Source organism: Rhodoblastus acidophilus, assembly GCF_009720655.1.
In the GTDB taxonomy this organism is placed as follows: Bacteria; Pseudomonadota; Alphaproteobacteria; order Rhizobiales; family Beijerinckiaceae; genus Rhodoblastus; species Rhodoblastus acidophilus_A.
In genome coordinates, this window is sequence record NZ_WNKS01000006.1 from 89,229 (window position 1) to 101,972 (window position 12,744).

General features: G+C 64.6%; 16 protein-coding genes and 1 tRNA gene. 10 read left to right on the forward strand and 7 right to left on the reverse strand.

Features of this window, described 5'->3' with window-relative positions:
* Positions 1 to 550 precede the first annotated feature (550 nt).
* Together bfr and GJ654_RS09105 are read left to right on the forward strand one after the other, a co-directional pair.
* The gene (gene bfr, locus GJ654_RS09100; RefSeq protein WP_155445843.1) at positions 551 to 1,027 is read left to right on the forward strand and encodes a bacterioferritin; all 477 of its coding nucleotides are present in this window, start codon (positions 551 to 553) and stop codon (positions 1,025 to 1,027) included.
* A 179-nt stretch (positions 1,028 to 1,206) separates the two neighbouring features.
* Entirely contained in the window at positions 1,207 to 1,527 is a 321-nt protein-coding gene (locus GJ654_RS09105; protein WP_155445844.1) for a hypothetical protein, read from the forward strand.
* Here GJ654_RS09105 and GJ654_RS09110 read toward each other — a convergent pair.
* The 3 genes from GJ654_RS09110 to GJ654_RS09120 form a co-directional block, all read right to left on the reverse strand.
* On the reverse strand, positions 1,455 to 2,006 hold the full coding sequence (locus GJ654_RS09110; RefSeq protein WP_155445845.1) for a YceI family protein: 552 nt from the start codon (positions 2,004 to 2,006) through the stop codon (positions 1,455 to 1,457). The genes GJ654_RS09105 and GJ654_RS09110 overlap by 73 nt on opposite strands.
* Positions 2,007 to 2,281: 275 nt before the next feature.
* On the reverse strand, positions 2,282 to 2,845 hold the full coding sequence (locus tag GJ654_RS09115) for a cytochrome b (protein WP_155445846.1): 564 nt from the start codon (positions 2,843 to 2,845) through the stop codon (positions 2,282 to 2,284).
* Between the two features lies 1 nt (position 2,846).
* Positions 2,847 to 3,434 (reverse strand): YceI family protein, encoded by a 588-nt coding sequence (locus GJ654_RS09120; RefSeq protein WP_155445847.1) that lies wholly within the window; start codon positions 3,432 to 3,434, stop codon positions 2,847 to 2,849.
* Positions 3,435 to 3,550: 116 nt separating this feature from the next.
* On the opposite strand from GJ654_RS09120, the gene GJ654_RS09125 reads away from it, so the two are divergent.
* The 4 genes from GJ654_RS09125 to GJ654_RS09140 all read left to right on the forward strand — a co-directional run bounded on the left by GJ654_RS09125 (position 3,551) and on the right by GJ654_RS09140 (position 8,271).
* Complete coding sequence (locus GJ654_RS09125) at positions 3,551 to 4,438, forward strand: LysR family transcriptional regulator (RefSeq protein WP_155445848.1); 888 nt, start codon at positions 3,551 to 3,553, stop codon at positions 4,436 to 4,438.
* Between the two features lie 362 nt (positions 4,439 to 4,800).
* The gene (locus GJ654_RS09130) at positions 4,801 to 5,637 is read left to right on the forward strand and encodes an FTR1 family iron permease (RefSeq protein ID WP_155445849.1); all 837 of its coding nucleotides are present in this window, start codon (positions 4,801 to 4,803) and stop codon (positions 5,635 to 5,637) included.
* Between the two features lie 100 nt (positions 5,638 to 5,737).
* On the forward strand, positions 5,738 to 6,181 hold the full coding sequence (locus GJ654_RS09135) for a host attachment protein (RefSeq protein ID WP_264586178.1): 444 nt from the start codon (positions 5,738 to 5,740) through the stop codon (positions 6,179 to 6,181).
* Between the two features lie 386 nt (positions 6,182 to 6,567).
* A complete protein-coding gene (locus GJ654_RS09140) occupies positions 6,568 to 8,271 on the forward strand; it encodes a methyl-accepting chemotaxis protein (RefSeq protein WP_155445851.1) in 1,704 nt (567 codons plus the stop codon).
* Positions 8,272 to 8,348: 77 nt separating this feature from the next.
* On the opposite strand, the gene GJ654_RS09145 is transcribed toward GJ654_RS09140, so the two are convergent.
* Complete coding sequence (locus GJ654_RS09145; protein ID WP_155445852.1) at positions 8,349 to 8,525, reverse strand: hypothetical protein; 177 nt, start codon at positions 8,523 to 8,525, stop codon at positions 8,349 to 8,351.
* Between the two features lie 111 nt (positions 8,526 to 8,636).
* Here GJ654_RS09145 and GJ654_RS09150 point away from each other — a divergent pair, with 111 nt between their 5' ends.
* The 4 genes from GJ654_RS09150 (at position 8,637) to GJ654_RS09165 (ending at position 11,387) form a co-directional block, all read left to right on the forward strand.
* Positions 8,637 to 8,966 carry a type II toxin-antitoxin system HicA family toxin gene (locus tag GJ654_RS09150; RefSeq protein ID WP_210350816.1) on the forward strand — a complete coding sequence of 110 codons (330 nt, stop codon included), beginning with the start codon at positions 8,637 to 8,639 and terminating at the stop codon, positions 8,964 to 8,966.
* A gap of 1 nt (position 8,967) precedes the next feature.
* A complete protein-coding gene (locus tag GJ654_RS09155; RefSeq protein ID WP_210350817.1) occupies positions 8,968 to 9,372 on the forward strand; it encodes a type II toxin-antitoxin system HicB family antitoxin in 405 nt (134 codons plus the stop codon).
* Positions 9,373 to 9,467: 95 nt separating this feature from the next.
* On the forward strand, positions 9,468 to 11,279 hold the full coding sequence (locus GJ654_RS09160; protein WP_155445853.1) for an ABC transporter ATP-binding protein: 1,812 nt from the start codon (positions 9,468 to 9,470) through the stop codon (positions 11,277 to 11,279).
* Between the two features lie 34 nt (positions 11,280 to 11,313).
* Positions 11,314 to 11,387 (forward strand) — tRNA-Gly (locus tag GJ654_RS09165).
* 115 nt (positions 11,388 to 11,502) lie between these two features.
* Here the strand turns inward: GJ654_RS09165 and GJ654_RS09170 are convergent.
* The 3 genes from GJ654_RS09170 to GJ654_RS09180 form a co-directional block, all read right to left on the reverse strand.
* The gene (locus GJ654_RS09170; protein ID WP_155445854.1) at positions 11,503 to 11,694 is read right to left on the reverse strand and encodes a hypothetical protein; all 192 of its coding nucleotides are present in this window, start codon (positions 11,692 to 11,694) and stop codon (positions 11,503 to 11,505) included.
* A gap of 78 nt (positions 11,695 to 11,772) precedes the next feature.
* Complete coding sequence (locus tag GJ654_RS09175) at positions 11,773 to 12,285, reverse strand: hypothetical protein (protein ID WP_155445855.1); 513 nt, start codon at positions 12,283 to 12,285, stop codon at positions 11,773 to 11,775.
* 275 nt (positions 12,286 to 12,560) lie between these two features.
* Positions 12,561 to 12,710 carry a DUF3096 domain-containing protein gene (locus tag GJ654_RS09180; protein ID WP_155445856.1) on the reverse strand — a complete coding sequence of 50 codons (150 nt, stop codon included), beginning with the start codon at positions 12,708 to 12,710 and terminating at the stop codon, positions 12,561 to 12,563.
* Positions 12,711 to 12,744 lie beyond the last annotated feature (34 nt).

The window sequence follows — 12,744 nt, forward strand, 5'->3', positions numbered from 1 at the left end:
CTGGCCACGGGCTTTGGCGGCTTCCTCAGGATGAGGGCTACTATTTTGATCTAGAAAGATAAAAATCCTCCGCCCGGAGGCGAGCCCTCCGGGCCTGTGCTCAAAAACCCGCGCAAGCGGGCGTCGCGAAGCGGGCTTTTTAGAATTTTTCCAAACTACGCCATTTTCGTTTGCGACAAGCGCGGCCGCTGGCATTCTGGCTGCGTTGACGAACAAGGCGAGGGTTCGGAATTGATCATCTGTTCCTGCAATGTCATCTCTGATCGGGACGTGCACGGCGCCTCCAAACCGTGCGGGGCTCCGGCCGAGCGACCCGCTGACGTGTTCCGCGGGCTCGGCCGCGCCCCCAAATGCGGCAAATGCGTGCGGAACATTCGCGCGGCGCTCGACTCGCGCTGCTGCGGCGACGAACACGCGGCGCGTGAGCCCGGCATGGAGGCTTGCGCCTGAGCAAGACGGTGTTTTCAAATGCAACGGCGCCGAAAAATCCCGCTTGCCGCGAACCTTCCAGCCGATACACTCGTTATGAGACGATATTGAGGAGGCGAGGATGCGCGGCGACGCCAAAGTGATCGACTATTTGAACAAGGCCCTCCGCAGCGAGTTGACCGCAATCAACCAGTATTGGCTGCACTATCGCATTCTCGACAATTGGGGATATCGCGAGCTGGCGAAAAAGTGGCGCAAGGAATCCATCGAAGAGATGGAGCATGCCGACAAGGTGACGGCGCGCATCCTGTTCCTTGAAGGTTTTCCCAACATGCAGGAGCTGAACGCCCTGCGAATCGGCGAAAACATCGAAGAAATTTTGCGCGCCGATCTGGCGGCGGAAACCGATGCGCGCACGCTCTATCTCGAAGCCGCCGCCTATTGCCTGTCGGTCAACGACCGCGTCACCCAAAACCTGTTCGAACAGCTCACCCATGACGAGGAGGAGCACATCGACTTCCTCGAGACCCAGCTTGAGCTGATCAAGCAGATCGGCGTGCAGCTTTACGCGCAAAAGCACATCGGGGAGATGTCCTGAACCGTCGCAGCGCCTGGGCGGCGCTGCTGTTTTTCGGATCGATCCAGCAGGTCGGCGCCACCGCGACGCTGACCTGCGATATTGACGACCGCACTCTGCATTTCAGTTTTCAGACCGCGGTCGGCAGCGCATCGAGCCTGAGCGGCGCGCAGGGCCGACTCGACCTCAAAGGCGACGGCTTGCCGAAACTGGGCTTCGACCTGGACGCCGGCAACGTCGCCCAACATTGGCTCGACGAACCCGATCTGCGCCTGTGGCTGCGCGGGCCGGCAGAGGTTCCCTTCGAGATCGATCTCGTGCTGAAGACGCGAAAAATCAAGGAATTCGATTTTTCAGGCGCCTATCTCTTGAAGGTCGCCTCGGCGGGCAAGACGCTCAAGCGCTCGGGCCGGGCCTCCTGCACGCTGGGGGCGTTGCCGCCGGCGCCTCAATCCGCACGTTCCGCCGTCAGATCGACATCGACGCCAACCGCGAAAGCCACCCAGGCGTCGCTGGCGTAATCCCCCTGCCCGACCCCAAATTCGTTGCGCAGCAAATCGGCATGGCCGCGTGCGCGCGCCGTCCGGCCGTCGATGTCGAGGCTGAACGGCAGCACGATTTTCTTGGTGACGCCGCGCAGCGTGAGATCGCCGGTGGCGACAAACCCTTTTTCCGCGCGCTTGACCTCGGTGGCGACGAAGGTCGCGTTCGGCGTTTTCGCCACGTCGAACCAGTCCTTGTCCGGCAAGGCGCCGTCGCGCTGCCGGTCGCCGGTCGTGGCGCTGGCGAGATCGACGGTCACCGCAATCTTCGCGGATTCGGGATGCTCGGGGTCGAAGCTGATCCGGGCGTCGAACCGGGAGAAGGCGCCCGTGAATTTTTCGCCCATCTGAGTCCCGGTAAAGGTCAGGGCGCTTTTCGGCGCCAAAACCTTCCATTCCGCGGCGTCGGCCATGGGCGCCGCGCCGGACAGCGCGAGCGCCAGCAGGACAAAGCTCATCCTTCTCCCCTTGCGGGAGAAGGTGGCTCGCGCGAGGCGCGAGACGGATGAGGGGGTGCGCTTGGGAGGGACGAACCCCTCATACGGTTTCCGCAAGATCGCTTCGCGATCCGCGAAAACGAAATCGCGCGGAAATCCTTCAGGCGAAGGGTGGATTTCCGCGCGAGCGGAATAGGATTTCCGAACTGATCCTTCGGAAATCGTATCATCCGGCGCTCCGCGCCAGCTTCTCCCGCAAGGGGAGAAGGGCGTGGCGTCCTTCGTGACATCGAATTTCAACGCTGTTTCCTCCGAAACGAAAAGCCCATCCGCGCCAGGGGCACATCGCCCTTCACCGCATGCCGCACCGCCGCCGCGCCATGTCCCAGGATGACCGCGATAAAGACAAGGGCCCCGGTGTCGTGGATCGCCTTGAACAGCGGCTCCAAACCCTTCTTGTCCTCAAGGGTCGAAAACCACGGCAGGTGCGGCCAGGGAATCGCGCCGTAAAGCACGGTCGGCAGCTTGAGCGGCGAGGCCGAGACCACGACCCAGCCGCTGACCGGGACCGCGATCAGCAGCACATAAAGCAGCGCATGGCCGGCATGGGCCGCCGTCCGCTCCCAGGGCGCGAGCGCCTCCGGCAGCGGCGGCGGACGATGCGTCGCCCGCCAGACCAGCCGCAACGCTGCCAGCCCCAGCGCCGTCACCCCAAGACTCTTGTGGAGCTGGAACAGGGCGAACATGGTTTTGGGCGGCAGCGGCGCGTTCTTCATATAAAGACCGACGCCGATCGCCGCGAGCACGAATAACGCGCTCAACCAGTGCAGCGCGACCGCGCCGCGCGAATATGGCGTCATCTCAGTTCGCGGCCTCGAAGGCGGCGTGGATGGTCAGCGTGACCTCGTCGCCAATCATCGGCGCATATTTCGACACGCCGAACTCGGTGCGCTTGATGACCCCGGTCGCGTCGAAACCAACCGTATAAACCTTCTTCATCGGGTTCAGCCCGGCGCCGACGAATTTTGCGTGCAGGGTCACGGGCCTGGTGACCCCGCGCAGGGTCAGTTCGCCGGCGATGTCGGCCGTTTCCGCGCCCGTCTGCGTCACTTTTTTCGAGACAAAGGTCGCCTTGGGGAATTTGGCGGCGTCGAACCATTCGGGATCGCGCAGCTCGCCGGTGAGTTTGTCCACCGGCGTCGAAACCGTCCCGGTGGCGACGGAAACCTCAAGCTGCGTGTCGAGCGGCTTGGCCGGGTCAAGCTTCATCGTTCCCTCGACGCCGGAGAGGACGCCGGAAAAATTCGACAGACCGAAATGCGACACCGAGAACAGCACTTCGCTGTGCGGAGAATCGATCGTGTAGGTCCCCGCCTTCACGGATTTGGCGCTGTCGGCGAGCGCGGGGGCGGCGGCCAGCAGGGCGGCGGCGAAAACAATGGCTTTCATGTCGTGACCTCTCAAAATCCGGCGATTGACGTTCGCCTTGGCCGAGACTCTGCCGGCTTGCGGCCCCACCGTCCAGCCGTTAGTTTGTGATAAAATCCATCGGATATTCAGATAGAATGCGCGACCGCTTCTCCCTCGACCAGATTCGCACCTTTATCGCCGCCGCCGAACACGGCTCGTTTTCCGCCGCGGCGCGCAAACTGGGACGCGCGCAATCCGCCGTCAGCGACCTGATCCGCCGGCTGGAGGAGGAGACCGGCGTTCCCCTGTTCGATCGCAGCGCGCGCTCGCCGACGCTCACCCGCGAGGGAAAACTGCTGCTCGCCGACGCCCGCGCCATCGCCGGCGCCGCCGACAAGCTCAATTTTCGCGCCCACGGCATGAAAAAGGGGGTGGAGGCCGAGCTTTGCGCCGTCATGGACGTTTATTTTCCCGTGCAGGCCATGGCCGAGGCCGCCGCCGACTTCCGCGACGCGTTTCCGGCGACGCCGCTGCGGCTTTATGTGGAAGTGTTGGGCGGCGCGCTCAAACCCGTGCTCGACGGACGCGCCAGTTTCGCCGTGATCGGCCCCACCCCGATTCCCGGCGATTGCGCCAGCGAACCGCTTTACGGCGTCGAAATCGTCATGGTGGCGGCGCCGACCCACCCGCTCGCCTGCATCAACGGGCCGATCACCCGCGAACACCTCGCCGCCGAGGTCCAGCTGGTCCTCACCGAGCGCAACAGCGCCGCGCCGGAGCGCGAATATGGCGTGCTCTCGCCCACCACCTGGCGGCTCGCCGACCTCTACGCCAAGCAGGCGTTCCTGCTCAGCGGCCTCGGCTGGGGTTCGATGCCCCGCCACGCCATCGCCCGCGAACTCGAGGACGGCAGGCTCAAGATCCTGGAGATCGCGGACGCCCCGACCTTCTCGAGCGCGCCGATGAACGTGGTCTATCGCGCCGCCTCGCCCCCCGGCCCCGCCGGGCGCTGGCTGATCGAGCGCCTGCGACGGCCGGCGTGATACGATGTCCGAACGGTCCGTTCGGACATCGTATTCCACTCGCGCGGAAATCCGCCCTTCGCCTGGAGGATTTCCGCGCGATTTCGGTTGCGCGGATCGCGAAGCGATCTTGCGGAAACCGTATGATACGATGTCCGAACGGTCCGTTCGGACATCGTATTCCACTCGCGCGGAAATCCGCTCTTCGCCCGGAGGATTTCCGCGCGATTTCGTTTTCGCGGATCGCGAAGCGATCTTGCGGAAACCGTATGACGCCGCAGTTTGGAATTCTTCCAAACTGAGGGCAGGTCCATTGCCCCGGCGGCCCGCTTCCTGCATCGTCGGGATCAAGGCGGCGCAACGCCGCGTGACAGGGAAACACAATGCTCGGCGCGCTCATCATCGTCTTTCGCGAGGTCATCGAGGCCGGCCTGATCGTCGGCATCGTGCTGGCGGTCACCCGTGGGGTGCCGCGACGCGGATTTTTCGTCGCCGGCGGCGTGGGCGCGGGCGTGCTCGGCGCCTGCCTGCTCGCGATTTTCGCCAAGGAGATCGCCGGCGCGCTCGAAGGCATGGGCCAGGAGGTTTTTAACGCCGCCGTGCTGATCGTCGCCGCCTGCATGCTCGCCTGGCACAACGTCTGGATGGCGAGCCACGGCCGCGAAATGGCGGCGGAGCTGCGCGGCGTCGGCCAGCAAGTCGCGGAGGGCGGCAAGGATTTGACCGCGCTCGCCATTGTCGTCGCCGTCGCCGTGCTGCGCGAGGGCTCCGAGGTGGTCCTGTTCCTCTATGGCGTCGCCGCCTCCGGCAAGGAGACATTGGGCGCGATGCTGGCGGGCGGCGCGGCGGGCGTGGCGCTCGGCGCCGGCCTGTCCGCCCTGATGTTCTACGGTCTGGTCAAAATTCCCGCCAAAACCCTGTTTGGCGTCACCACGGCGCTGATCACCTTCCTCGCCGCCGGCATGGCCGCGCAGAGCGTCGTTTATCTCCAGCAGGCGGGGCTCGTGGAGGCCTGGTCGCGCACGCTGTGGAACACCTCCGCGCTGCTGCCCGACGACGGCATTTTGGGGCGCGTGCTGCATGTGCTGTTCGGTTACGTCGATCAGCCCTCCGGCATGCAGGTCGCGGTCTATCTCGTGGCGCTCGCCAGCATTTTCCTCGCCACCCGCGCCGCGGCGCCCAAGCCGCCGCAGCCGAGCCTCAAAGTGGCGAAATCTTGACGCGCATCATGGCGGTTCCGTGACGCCGGGGGTTCACTCGTGACTGGAAGGGTTTTTCGCCGTCATGCGAAAAAATCCTTCCGAACAGGAGTCGATAGCCGTGACCAAGCTCGCAGTTCCCCATGACGCCTTCGTCTTTGTCGGCGATGGCCGGAAAGCCCTTTTTCTGCGCAATGAAGGGGACGAGGTTTACGCCAATTTCGTCACCGAGCGCGTTCTGGCGGACGAGCCGAATCCGGCCACGCGCGAGCAGGGCAGCGATCGTCCGGGCCGCGTGAGTTCGGGAAGCGCCCGCAGCGCGGTCGAGACCACCGACTGGCATGACATCGAGGAGCACAAGTTCGCGCAGCACGCCGCCGCGGCGCTGGAAACGGTCGTGCGCGAGCGGGACGCCCCGGCGCTGGTGATCGCCGCCCCGGCCCGAACCCTCGCGGACGTTCGCAAAGCCCTGCACGACGACGTGAAGGCGCGAATCATCGCCGAAATCGACAAGGATTTCACCAAAATGCCGGTCTGGGAGATCGAGAAGCACATCATCGGCTGAGCCCGAGCCCCGCGCATCCGGCGAAACGGGTCTCGCCGGATGCGCCGCCGCTGGCGGACTCACAACTTCAAGATTGCATCTCAAGCCTCTGTTTCACCGGCTTTATTTTACGCAACCTCCAGTCATACGGTTTCCGCAAGAACGCTTCGCGATCCGCGAAAACGAAATCGCGCGGAAATCCTCCAGGCGAAGGGCGGATGTCCGCGCGAGTGGAATACGATTTCCGAACTGATCGTTCGGAAATCGTATCATGTCTCAAGAGCCGGGGCCCGTCTCCGGCCGGGCCGCGCGACCGTCCCTGAAAAATCCGCCCGCAAGCCCAGCACAACCTTGCCCGCCTAGCCTGCCGGCCGATCGCCAAGAGTTCGGATCTGGGAGGCGGAAAAGTGATCAATTCGTTATGGCGGAACATCAGCGCGCGCGTCAAAATCATCGCGGCGTTTTCCGTGCTGCTGGTCGTCGTCGCCGGGCTCGGCGCGCTGTCGCTGACGCAAATGGCGAAGATGGAGGAAACCGCCGCCATCATCAGCAAGAACCGGCTTCCCTCGGTGTACCGCGCCTCGCTGCTGCGCGCCTCGGTGAACGCTTACCGCAACGCCGAAGCCAATGGCATATTGGCCATCGCCGCCAACTTCGGCGCCGAACAGGTCGAGGACGACATGGCCAAGGCGGCGGCCAAGGTCGATGAGGCGCTGGCGACCTACCGCAAGCTGGTCGACGCCGGCACGGAACACGAAAAGCTGATGGCCGAATTCGCCGCGGCCTGGCCGGCGTTCCGCCAGTCCGCCCTGGACACCCAGGACATCGCCCGCTCCGGCAACATGACCGGCGCGATGAACGCCTTCAACAATGGCGACGCCGCCGCCCGCGACAAGCTGATCAAGATCGTCGCCAAGGATCTCGACTACAATCTCGCCGCCGCCGCCCGGGAACAGGCGGCCGAGGAGGACATCGCCAGCTTCAGCCGCAAGATTGTGGGGGGCGCCATGGTGTTCACCGTGGCGCTGGCGCTCGCCGTCGGCGGCGCGCTTTTGTTTGGCCTGCTCACGCCGCTGCGCCGCGCCATCGATGCGCTGCAAAAACTCGCCAAGGGCGATTCCAGCGTGGACATCGGCGGCGACGAGCGCGGCGACGAGATCGGCGCCCTGGCCCAGGCCCTGCACGTGTTCAAGGCCAATCTGCTGCACAGCCGGGAGCTGGAGACCGAGGCCGACGCCGCCCGCGCCAGCCAGGAGGCGCAGCGCCGCGCCGTGGCCGCGCAGCTCGCCGAAAAATTCGAGGCTTCCGTCAGCGGCATCGTCAGCGGCGTGTCGCGCGCGGCCGAGGAATTCCAGTCCACGGCCCGCATCATGAGCGATTCGGCGGCCGAGGCCGCGACCCAGGCCGCCGCCGTCGCCACGGCCTCGGAGGCCTCCTCCGGCAATATCGGCTCGGTCGCCTCCGCCACCGAGCAATTGTCCTATTCGGTCCGGGAAATCGACGAGCAGGTGCGGCAATCGCAACAGATCGCGCAGGAATCGGCGGAGCAGGCCGAGCGCACCGACGCGCGCATGCGCGAGCTCGCGGCGGCGGCCGAAAAGATCGGCGGCATCGTCAACGTGATCTCCGACATCGCCGGCCAGACCAACATGCTGGCGCTGAACGCCACCATCGAGGCGGCGCGCGCCGGCGAGGCGGGCCGGGGCTTCGCCGTGGTGGCGCAGGAGGTCAAGGGCCTGGCCGAACAGACCGCGCGCTCCACCGCCGAAATCGGCGCGCAGATCACCGACATCCAGGCCACCAGCCACCGCGCCTCGGAAACCATCACGGCGGTGGTGCGCGCCACGGAACGGGCGGCGGCGATCGCCCAGTCCATCGCCGCCTCGGTCAGCCAGCAGGGCGAGGCGACCCGCGAAATTTCCGCCAATGTCCAGGAGGCGTCATCGGGCGCGCGGCAGGTGACCGACAATATCGGCGGCGTCCTCCAGGCGGCGCGGGAATCCTCCAGCGCCTCCAACCAGATTCTGGCCTCCGCCGGAGAGCTGGCGAGCCAGGCGGGCCTTTTGCGCGCGGAAGTCGACGCCTTCCTGGCGTCGATCCGCGCCGCCTGAGGGCGCGAAGCGGCGGGGACGCGACGCTCCCGCCGCCCCGAGCGCGTCCACGGGCGTCCGCTTCGCTTGAAAACGCTCTATTTCGAGAACCAGAAGAAGGTCTGGACGAGCGCGATGATGATGGCGGCCAGAAGGACGGCGGCGGCGATGCGCGGCAGCGCCGCCCCGACGCGGCCGCCGACGAAGCGGGGCAGCAGGTAGAGCAGAATGGCGACGACCGCCAGCGCCTGCATGAGTTGATCGAGATTGGCCATTGGCGTTCCCATAACAGGAAAGCTCCATTATCGCTTGAACCGACGTGCGCGCAACGCTTCGAGCGGCCCACCGGAATTCTGCCCCGCGCCGCCTTGTGCGCCAAACCTTTCATGCATATCATACACACGATGAAGAGCGCCGACCTGATCCGTGAGCTCAAGGCGCGCGGTTGGGTCCTGGACCGAATTCGCGGGTCGCATCACGTCTTTCGGCATCCTGACCACGCGGGACATGTGATACGATTTCCGAAGGATCAGTTCGGAAATCGTATTCCGCTCGCGCGGAAATCCGCCCTTCGCCCGAAGGATTTCCGCGCGATTTCGTTTTCGCGGATCGCGAAGCGATCTTGCGGAAACCGTATGACTGTGCCCCATCCGAAGAAGGATCTCGGCCGAGGACTGGTCGCGGCGATCCGCAAGCAGGCGGGCCTGGAGGGTTGAGATGATGCGTTATCCCATCGCGATCGAGCCGGGGACCGAGACCTCCGCGTTCGGCGTCATCGTTCCAGATCTTCCGGGCTGCTTTTCGGCCGGCGACACCCTGGACGAGGCGATCGCCAACGCCGAGGAAGCCGTGGCGGCCTGGATCGACAGCGCGCTCGACCACAACCAGGCGATTCCCGGCCCATCCGGCATCGAGCGCTTGCGCGCCGATCCACGTTTCGCCGGCTGGATTTTGGCGATCGTCGCCGTCGATCCGGCTTTGCTTGACGATTCCATCGAACGCGTCAACATCACGCTGCCCCGACGCGTGCTGAACCGGCTGGACGCCATGGCCAAAGCGGCCGGAGAAACACGTTCCGGTTTCATCGCCAAATTGACATTGGGCTCAAAAACAGCGGCGTAATTCCCTCCCGTCTTGCGTCAACATCGGGGGCGACGCCACGCGCCTCCGCCAGCGCCTTCCCGCAAGGGGGCCGTCTCCCCTCACCTTCGAAAACCATGCCGTTCCATATCAATCTCGAAGGCGCGCCAAAAGGGCCGCCGCCCTCCGAACTCTGGCCGTTCGTCTGGCATTTTGTCCGTCAGATCAAGGGCCTGCTGCTGGTGCTGCTGACGCTGGAGGCCTGCGTCGCGGCGGGCCAGGCGATGATCCCGCTGATGATCGGCTGGCTGGTCAACGACATCAACGCCTCCGGCGAAGCCCGCGACGTGCTCGCCCATCCCTGGCTGTGGACGACGGCGCTGCCGATCCTGGTCGGCTGGGGCCTGTGCATGATGGTGATGTGGTTCCTCTACGACCACATCTACACGCCGCGCTTCAACAACCTGATCCGCCTGCAGCTGGCGCGCTACACGCTCGGCCATTCCATGGCCTATTTCGCCCATGATTTCGCTGGCCGCATCGCCAGCAAGGTGATCGAGGGCGGCGGCGCCCTGCGCGATCCCCTGCGCAGCGTGATGAGCGCGCTGTGGTACTGCGGGTTTTTCTCGCTCGCCGTGGTCGGGACGATGATGCATTTCGATCTGTGGCTGGCGACGCCGGTGGTGTTGTGGCTCATCGCCTATATCGGCTCGCTGTTTTATTTTTTGCCCGGCGCGCGAAAATTGCAGCTCGCGCACAATCGCGACCACTCGCGGCTGGTCGGCCATGTCAACGACGTCTACGCCAACATCGGATTGGTGAAACTTTTCGCCCGCGAGCGCGAGGAAGCCGCCGCGACACAGGCCGAGATGGAGGCGCATGGCGCGAGTTTCACGAAGGCGCTGGACCGCATCTGGCGGATGGGCGCGACCCATACGGTGATGAATGTGGCGCTGATGATCTCGGCGCCGACGCTGGCGCTGATGTACTGGCAGGAGGGCCGCATTTCCTCGGGCGTGGCGGTGATGGTCATCCCGATGGTCTGGCAGCTCGTCAACATGTCCGGATGGATTCGCCATGAATCCACCGTCGTGTTCGAGTGCCTGGCGCGGGTCGAGGAATGCATGGAGACCATCACGAAGCCGTGGTCCGTGGTTGACCGCCCCGACGCCACGGCGCTGACGGTGAAGCCGGACGGCGGGACCATCGCGTTCCACGACATCACCTTCGACTATGGCGGCGAGACGGTGATGCACGGGCTCCACCTGAAGATCCCGGCGGGCCAGAAGGTGGGGCTGATCGGCCGCAGCGGCGCGGGCAAGAGCACGCTGGTCAACCTGCTGCTGCGTTTTTACGATCTCAAGTCCGGCAAGATCCTGATCGACGGCCAGGACATTTCGACCGTGACGCAGCGCAGCCTGCGCCGCCACATCGCCGTGGTGACGCAGGACAGCAGCCTGCTGCATCGCACCATCGCGGAGAACATCGGCTATGGCCGCCCCGGAGCCTCGGAGGAGGAGCTGCGCGAGGCGGCGCGGCGCGCCCATGCCGAAAGTTTTATCGAATCCCTTTACGATCAGGACGGCGCGCGCGGTTTTGACGCCCAGGTCGGCGAGCGCGGGGTCAAACTGTCGGGCGGCCAGCGCCAGCGCATCGCCATCGCGCGGGTGATCCTGGAGGATGCGCCGATCCTGGTGCTCGACGAGGCGACCAGCGCGCTGGACAGCGAGGTGGAGGCGGCGATCCAGCAGGAAATGCGCGAGCTGATGCGCGGCCGCACGACGCTCGCCATCGCGCACCGCCTCTCGACCATCGCGCATCTCGACCGTTTGATTGTTTTGGACAAGGGCCGGATTGTCGAGGATGGCTCGCATGCGGAGCTTCTGGCGCGCGACGGGCTTTATGCGCAGCTGTGGCGGCGCCAGAGCGGAGGCTTTTTGGGCGATTGACCCGCCCAAAATTGCTTGGCATAAGGGGACGCGCGCGGGTGTAGCTCAATGGTAGAGCAGCAGCCTTCCAAGCTGAATACGAGGGTTCGATTCCCTTCACCCGCTCCACCACTAACCTTCTGAACAACGAGCGATTCTGTTTTAGCAGCACTCGACGCGCCGTTCGCTTTCGTTGCAGAACATGTCGCCCTGCTTTTTCAAATCGGCGCCGCGTCCTTCATGCTTACCCAGACGGTAAGACCGCGTTGAGGATCGTCAGCAGGATCACCGCGCCGACGAAGAGGAACCACGCCCTGCGGGAGTCCTTGCCGGCCCTCATCGCCTCGACTTCTCTGGCCGACATTTGCGAGGATTTCTCGTTCAGCCTCTTGCGTTCACGAATAGCGTTCGGATCGAATTTGTAGACGTTTGACATTCGTTTCTCCGTCATTGTTGGCTGACACGACAGTCCTTGTTCCCTCGGGGGCGGGCTGCGTCGGCGCAGGGGCGCCCGTCAGAGACTCTCGACCTTCAGCGTGTTGTGGAACGTCCGGCCGCAGAATTTCTCGAAAATTTCGACGGCGGAGATGCTCTCCGCGTCATTGTAGAAGGGCGTGCCGGGGCCGCGCTCCTTTATCAGGTCGCCGTTCGAGCCGCGCAAGTGCGCGACGATGGCGTCGACTTTGAATTCCTTTGCGGGACCGCGACCGATGCTGGCGGGCTTGGCAACGACCGGAGTGAACGCGATCGTCAGCCCCGCCTTCTTGACCGCGCTGCTCAATTCGTTGGTCGTGTAGCGCGCGGCCTTGTCGCGTCCTCTTGCGGCGGCTGGCGCGGGGGTCGTCGGCGCGGCCCTGCGCGCGCGCGTCGCCTTGGCGGGCTTCGCAGCCTTCGCCGGCTTGGCGCCACGGTCGGACTTCTTTGTCTCCCGCGCCTGCGCAGGAGTTTCGACGACAGCCGTCGGGGTCTCGGAAACGGTCTGTCCGGCTTCGGAATTCGTGTCGGCGGCCTGCGTGTGGTCGGTCATACGGTTTCCGCAAGATCGCTTCGCGATCCGCGAAAACGAAATCGCGCGGAAATCCTCCAGGCGAAGGGCGGATTTCCGAGCGAATGGAATACGATTTCCGAACTGATCGTTCGGAAATCGTATCATGCGTCTGGTCGTTCGCTCCGAATATTCAGCCTCTCGGAGCATCGCCTGCAGCGCAACGTGCTTGTCAATCTGTTTCGTCGAGAGTGCTCGGCTTCGGAGCGCCAGCGCGTGTCGCATTGGACTGCGACACGACTCGCGATGCGCCTGGGTCAGCGAACGAATCCGAAGCCGATGAGGCCTGAAAGGATCAGGTAGATAGCGACGACGTAATTCAGGAGTTTCGGCCGGATGAGGATCAGCACGCCCGCGACAAGCGAGACGATCGGTTGGAGGTGGGGAACGCCGATGTTCACATGCATGTGCAGTGTCTCCGATCCGAGAAGGCGAGGCGAA

Coding starts and splice junctions, on each gene's coding strand:
- GJ654_RS09160 (WP_155445853.1), top strand. CDS start 9,468: ATGCCGTTCCATATCAATCTCGAAGGCGCGCCAAAAGGGCCGCCGCCC.
- GJ654_RS09130 (WP_155445849.1), top strand. CDS start 4,801: ATGCTCGGCGCGCTCATCATCGTCTTTCGCGAGGTCATCGAGGCCGGC.
- GJ654_RS09180 (WP_155445856.1), bottom strand. CDS start 12,710: ATGCATGTGAACATCGGCGTTCCCCACCTCCAACCGATCGTCTCGCTT.
- bfr (WP_155445843.1), top strand. CDS start 551: ATGCGCGGCGACGCCAAAGTGATCGACTATTTGAACAAGGCCCTCCGC.
- GJ654_RS09170 (WP_155445854.1), bottom strand. CDS start 11,694: ATGTCAAACGTCTACAAATTCGATCCGAACGCTATTCGTGAACGCAAG.
- GJ654_RS09155 (WP_210350817.1), top strand. CDS start 8,968: ATGATGCGTTATCCCATCGCGATCGAGCCGGGGACCGAGACCTCCGCG.
- GJ654_RS09120 (WP_155445847.1), bottom strand. CDS start 3,434: ATGAAAGCCATTGTTTTCGCCGCCGCCCTGCTGGCCGCCGCCCCCGCG.
- GJ654_RS09145 (WP_155445852.1), bottom strand. CDS start 8,525: ATGGCCAATCTCGATCAACTCATGCAGGCGCTGGCGGTCGTCGCCATT.
- GJ654_RS09125 (WP_155445848.1), top strand. CDS start 3,551: ATGCGCGACCGCTTCTCCCTCGACCAGATTCGCACCTTTATCGCCGCC.
- GJ654_RS09175 (WP_155445855.1), bottom strand. CDS start 12,285: ATGACCGACCACACGCAGGCCGCCGACACGAATTCCGAAGCCGGACAG.
- GJ654_RS09150 (WP_210350816.1), top strand. CDS start 8,637: ATGCATATCATACACACGATGAAGAGCGCCGACCTGATCCGTGAGCTC.
- GJ654_RS09110 (WP_155445845.1), bottom strand. CDS start 2,006: ATGAGCTTTGTCCTGCTGGCGCTCGCGCTGTCCGGCGCGGCGCCCATG.
- GJ654_RS09115 (WP_155445846.1), bottom strand. CDS start 2,845: ATGACGCCATATTCGCGCGGCGCGGTCGCGCTGCACTGGTTGAGCGCG.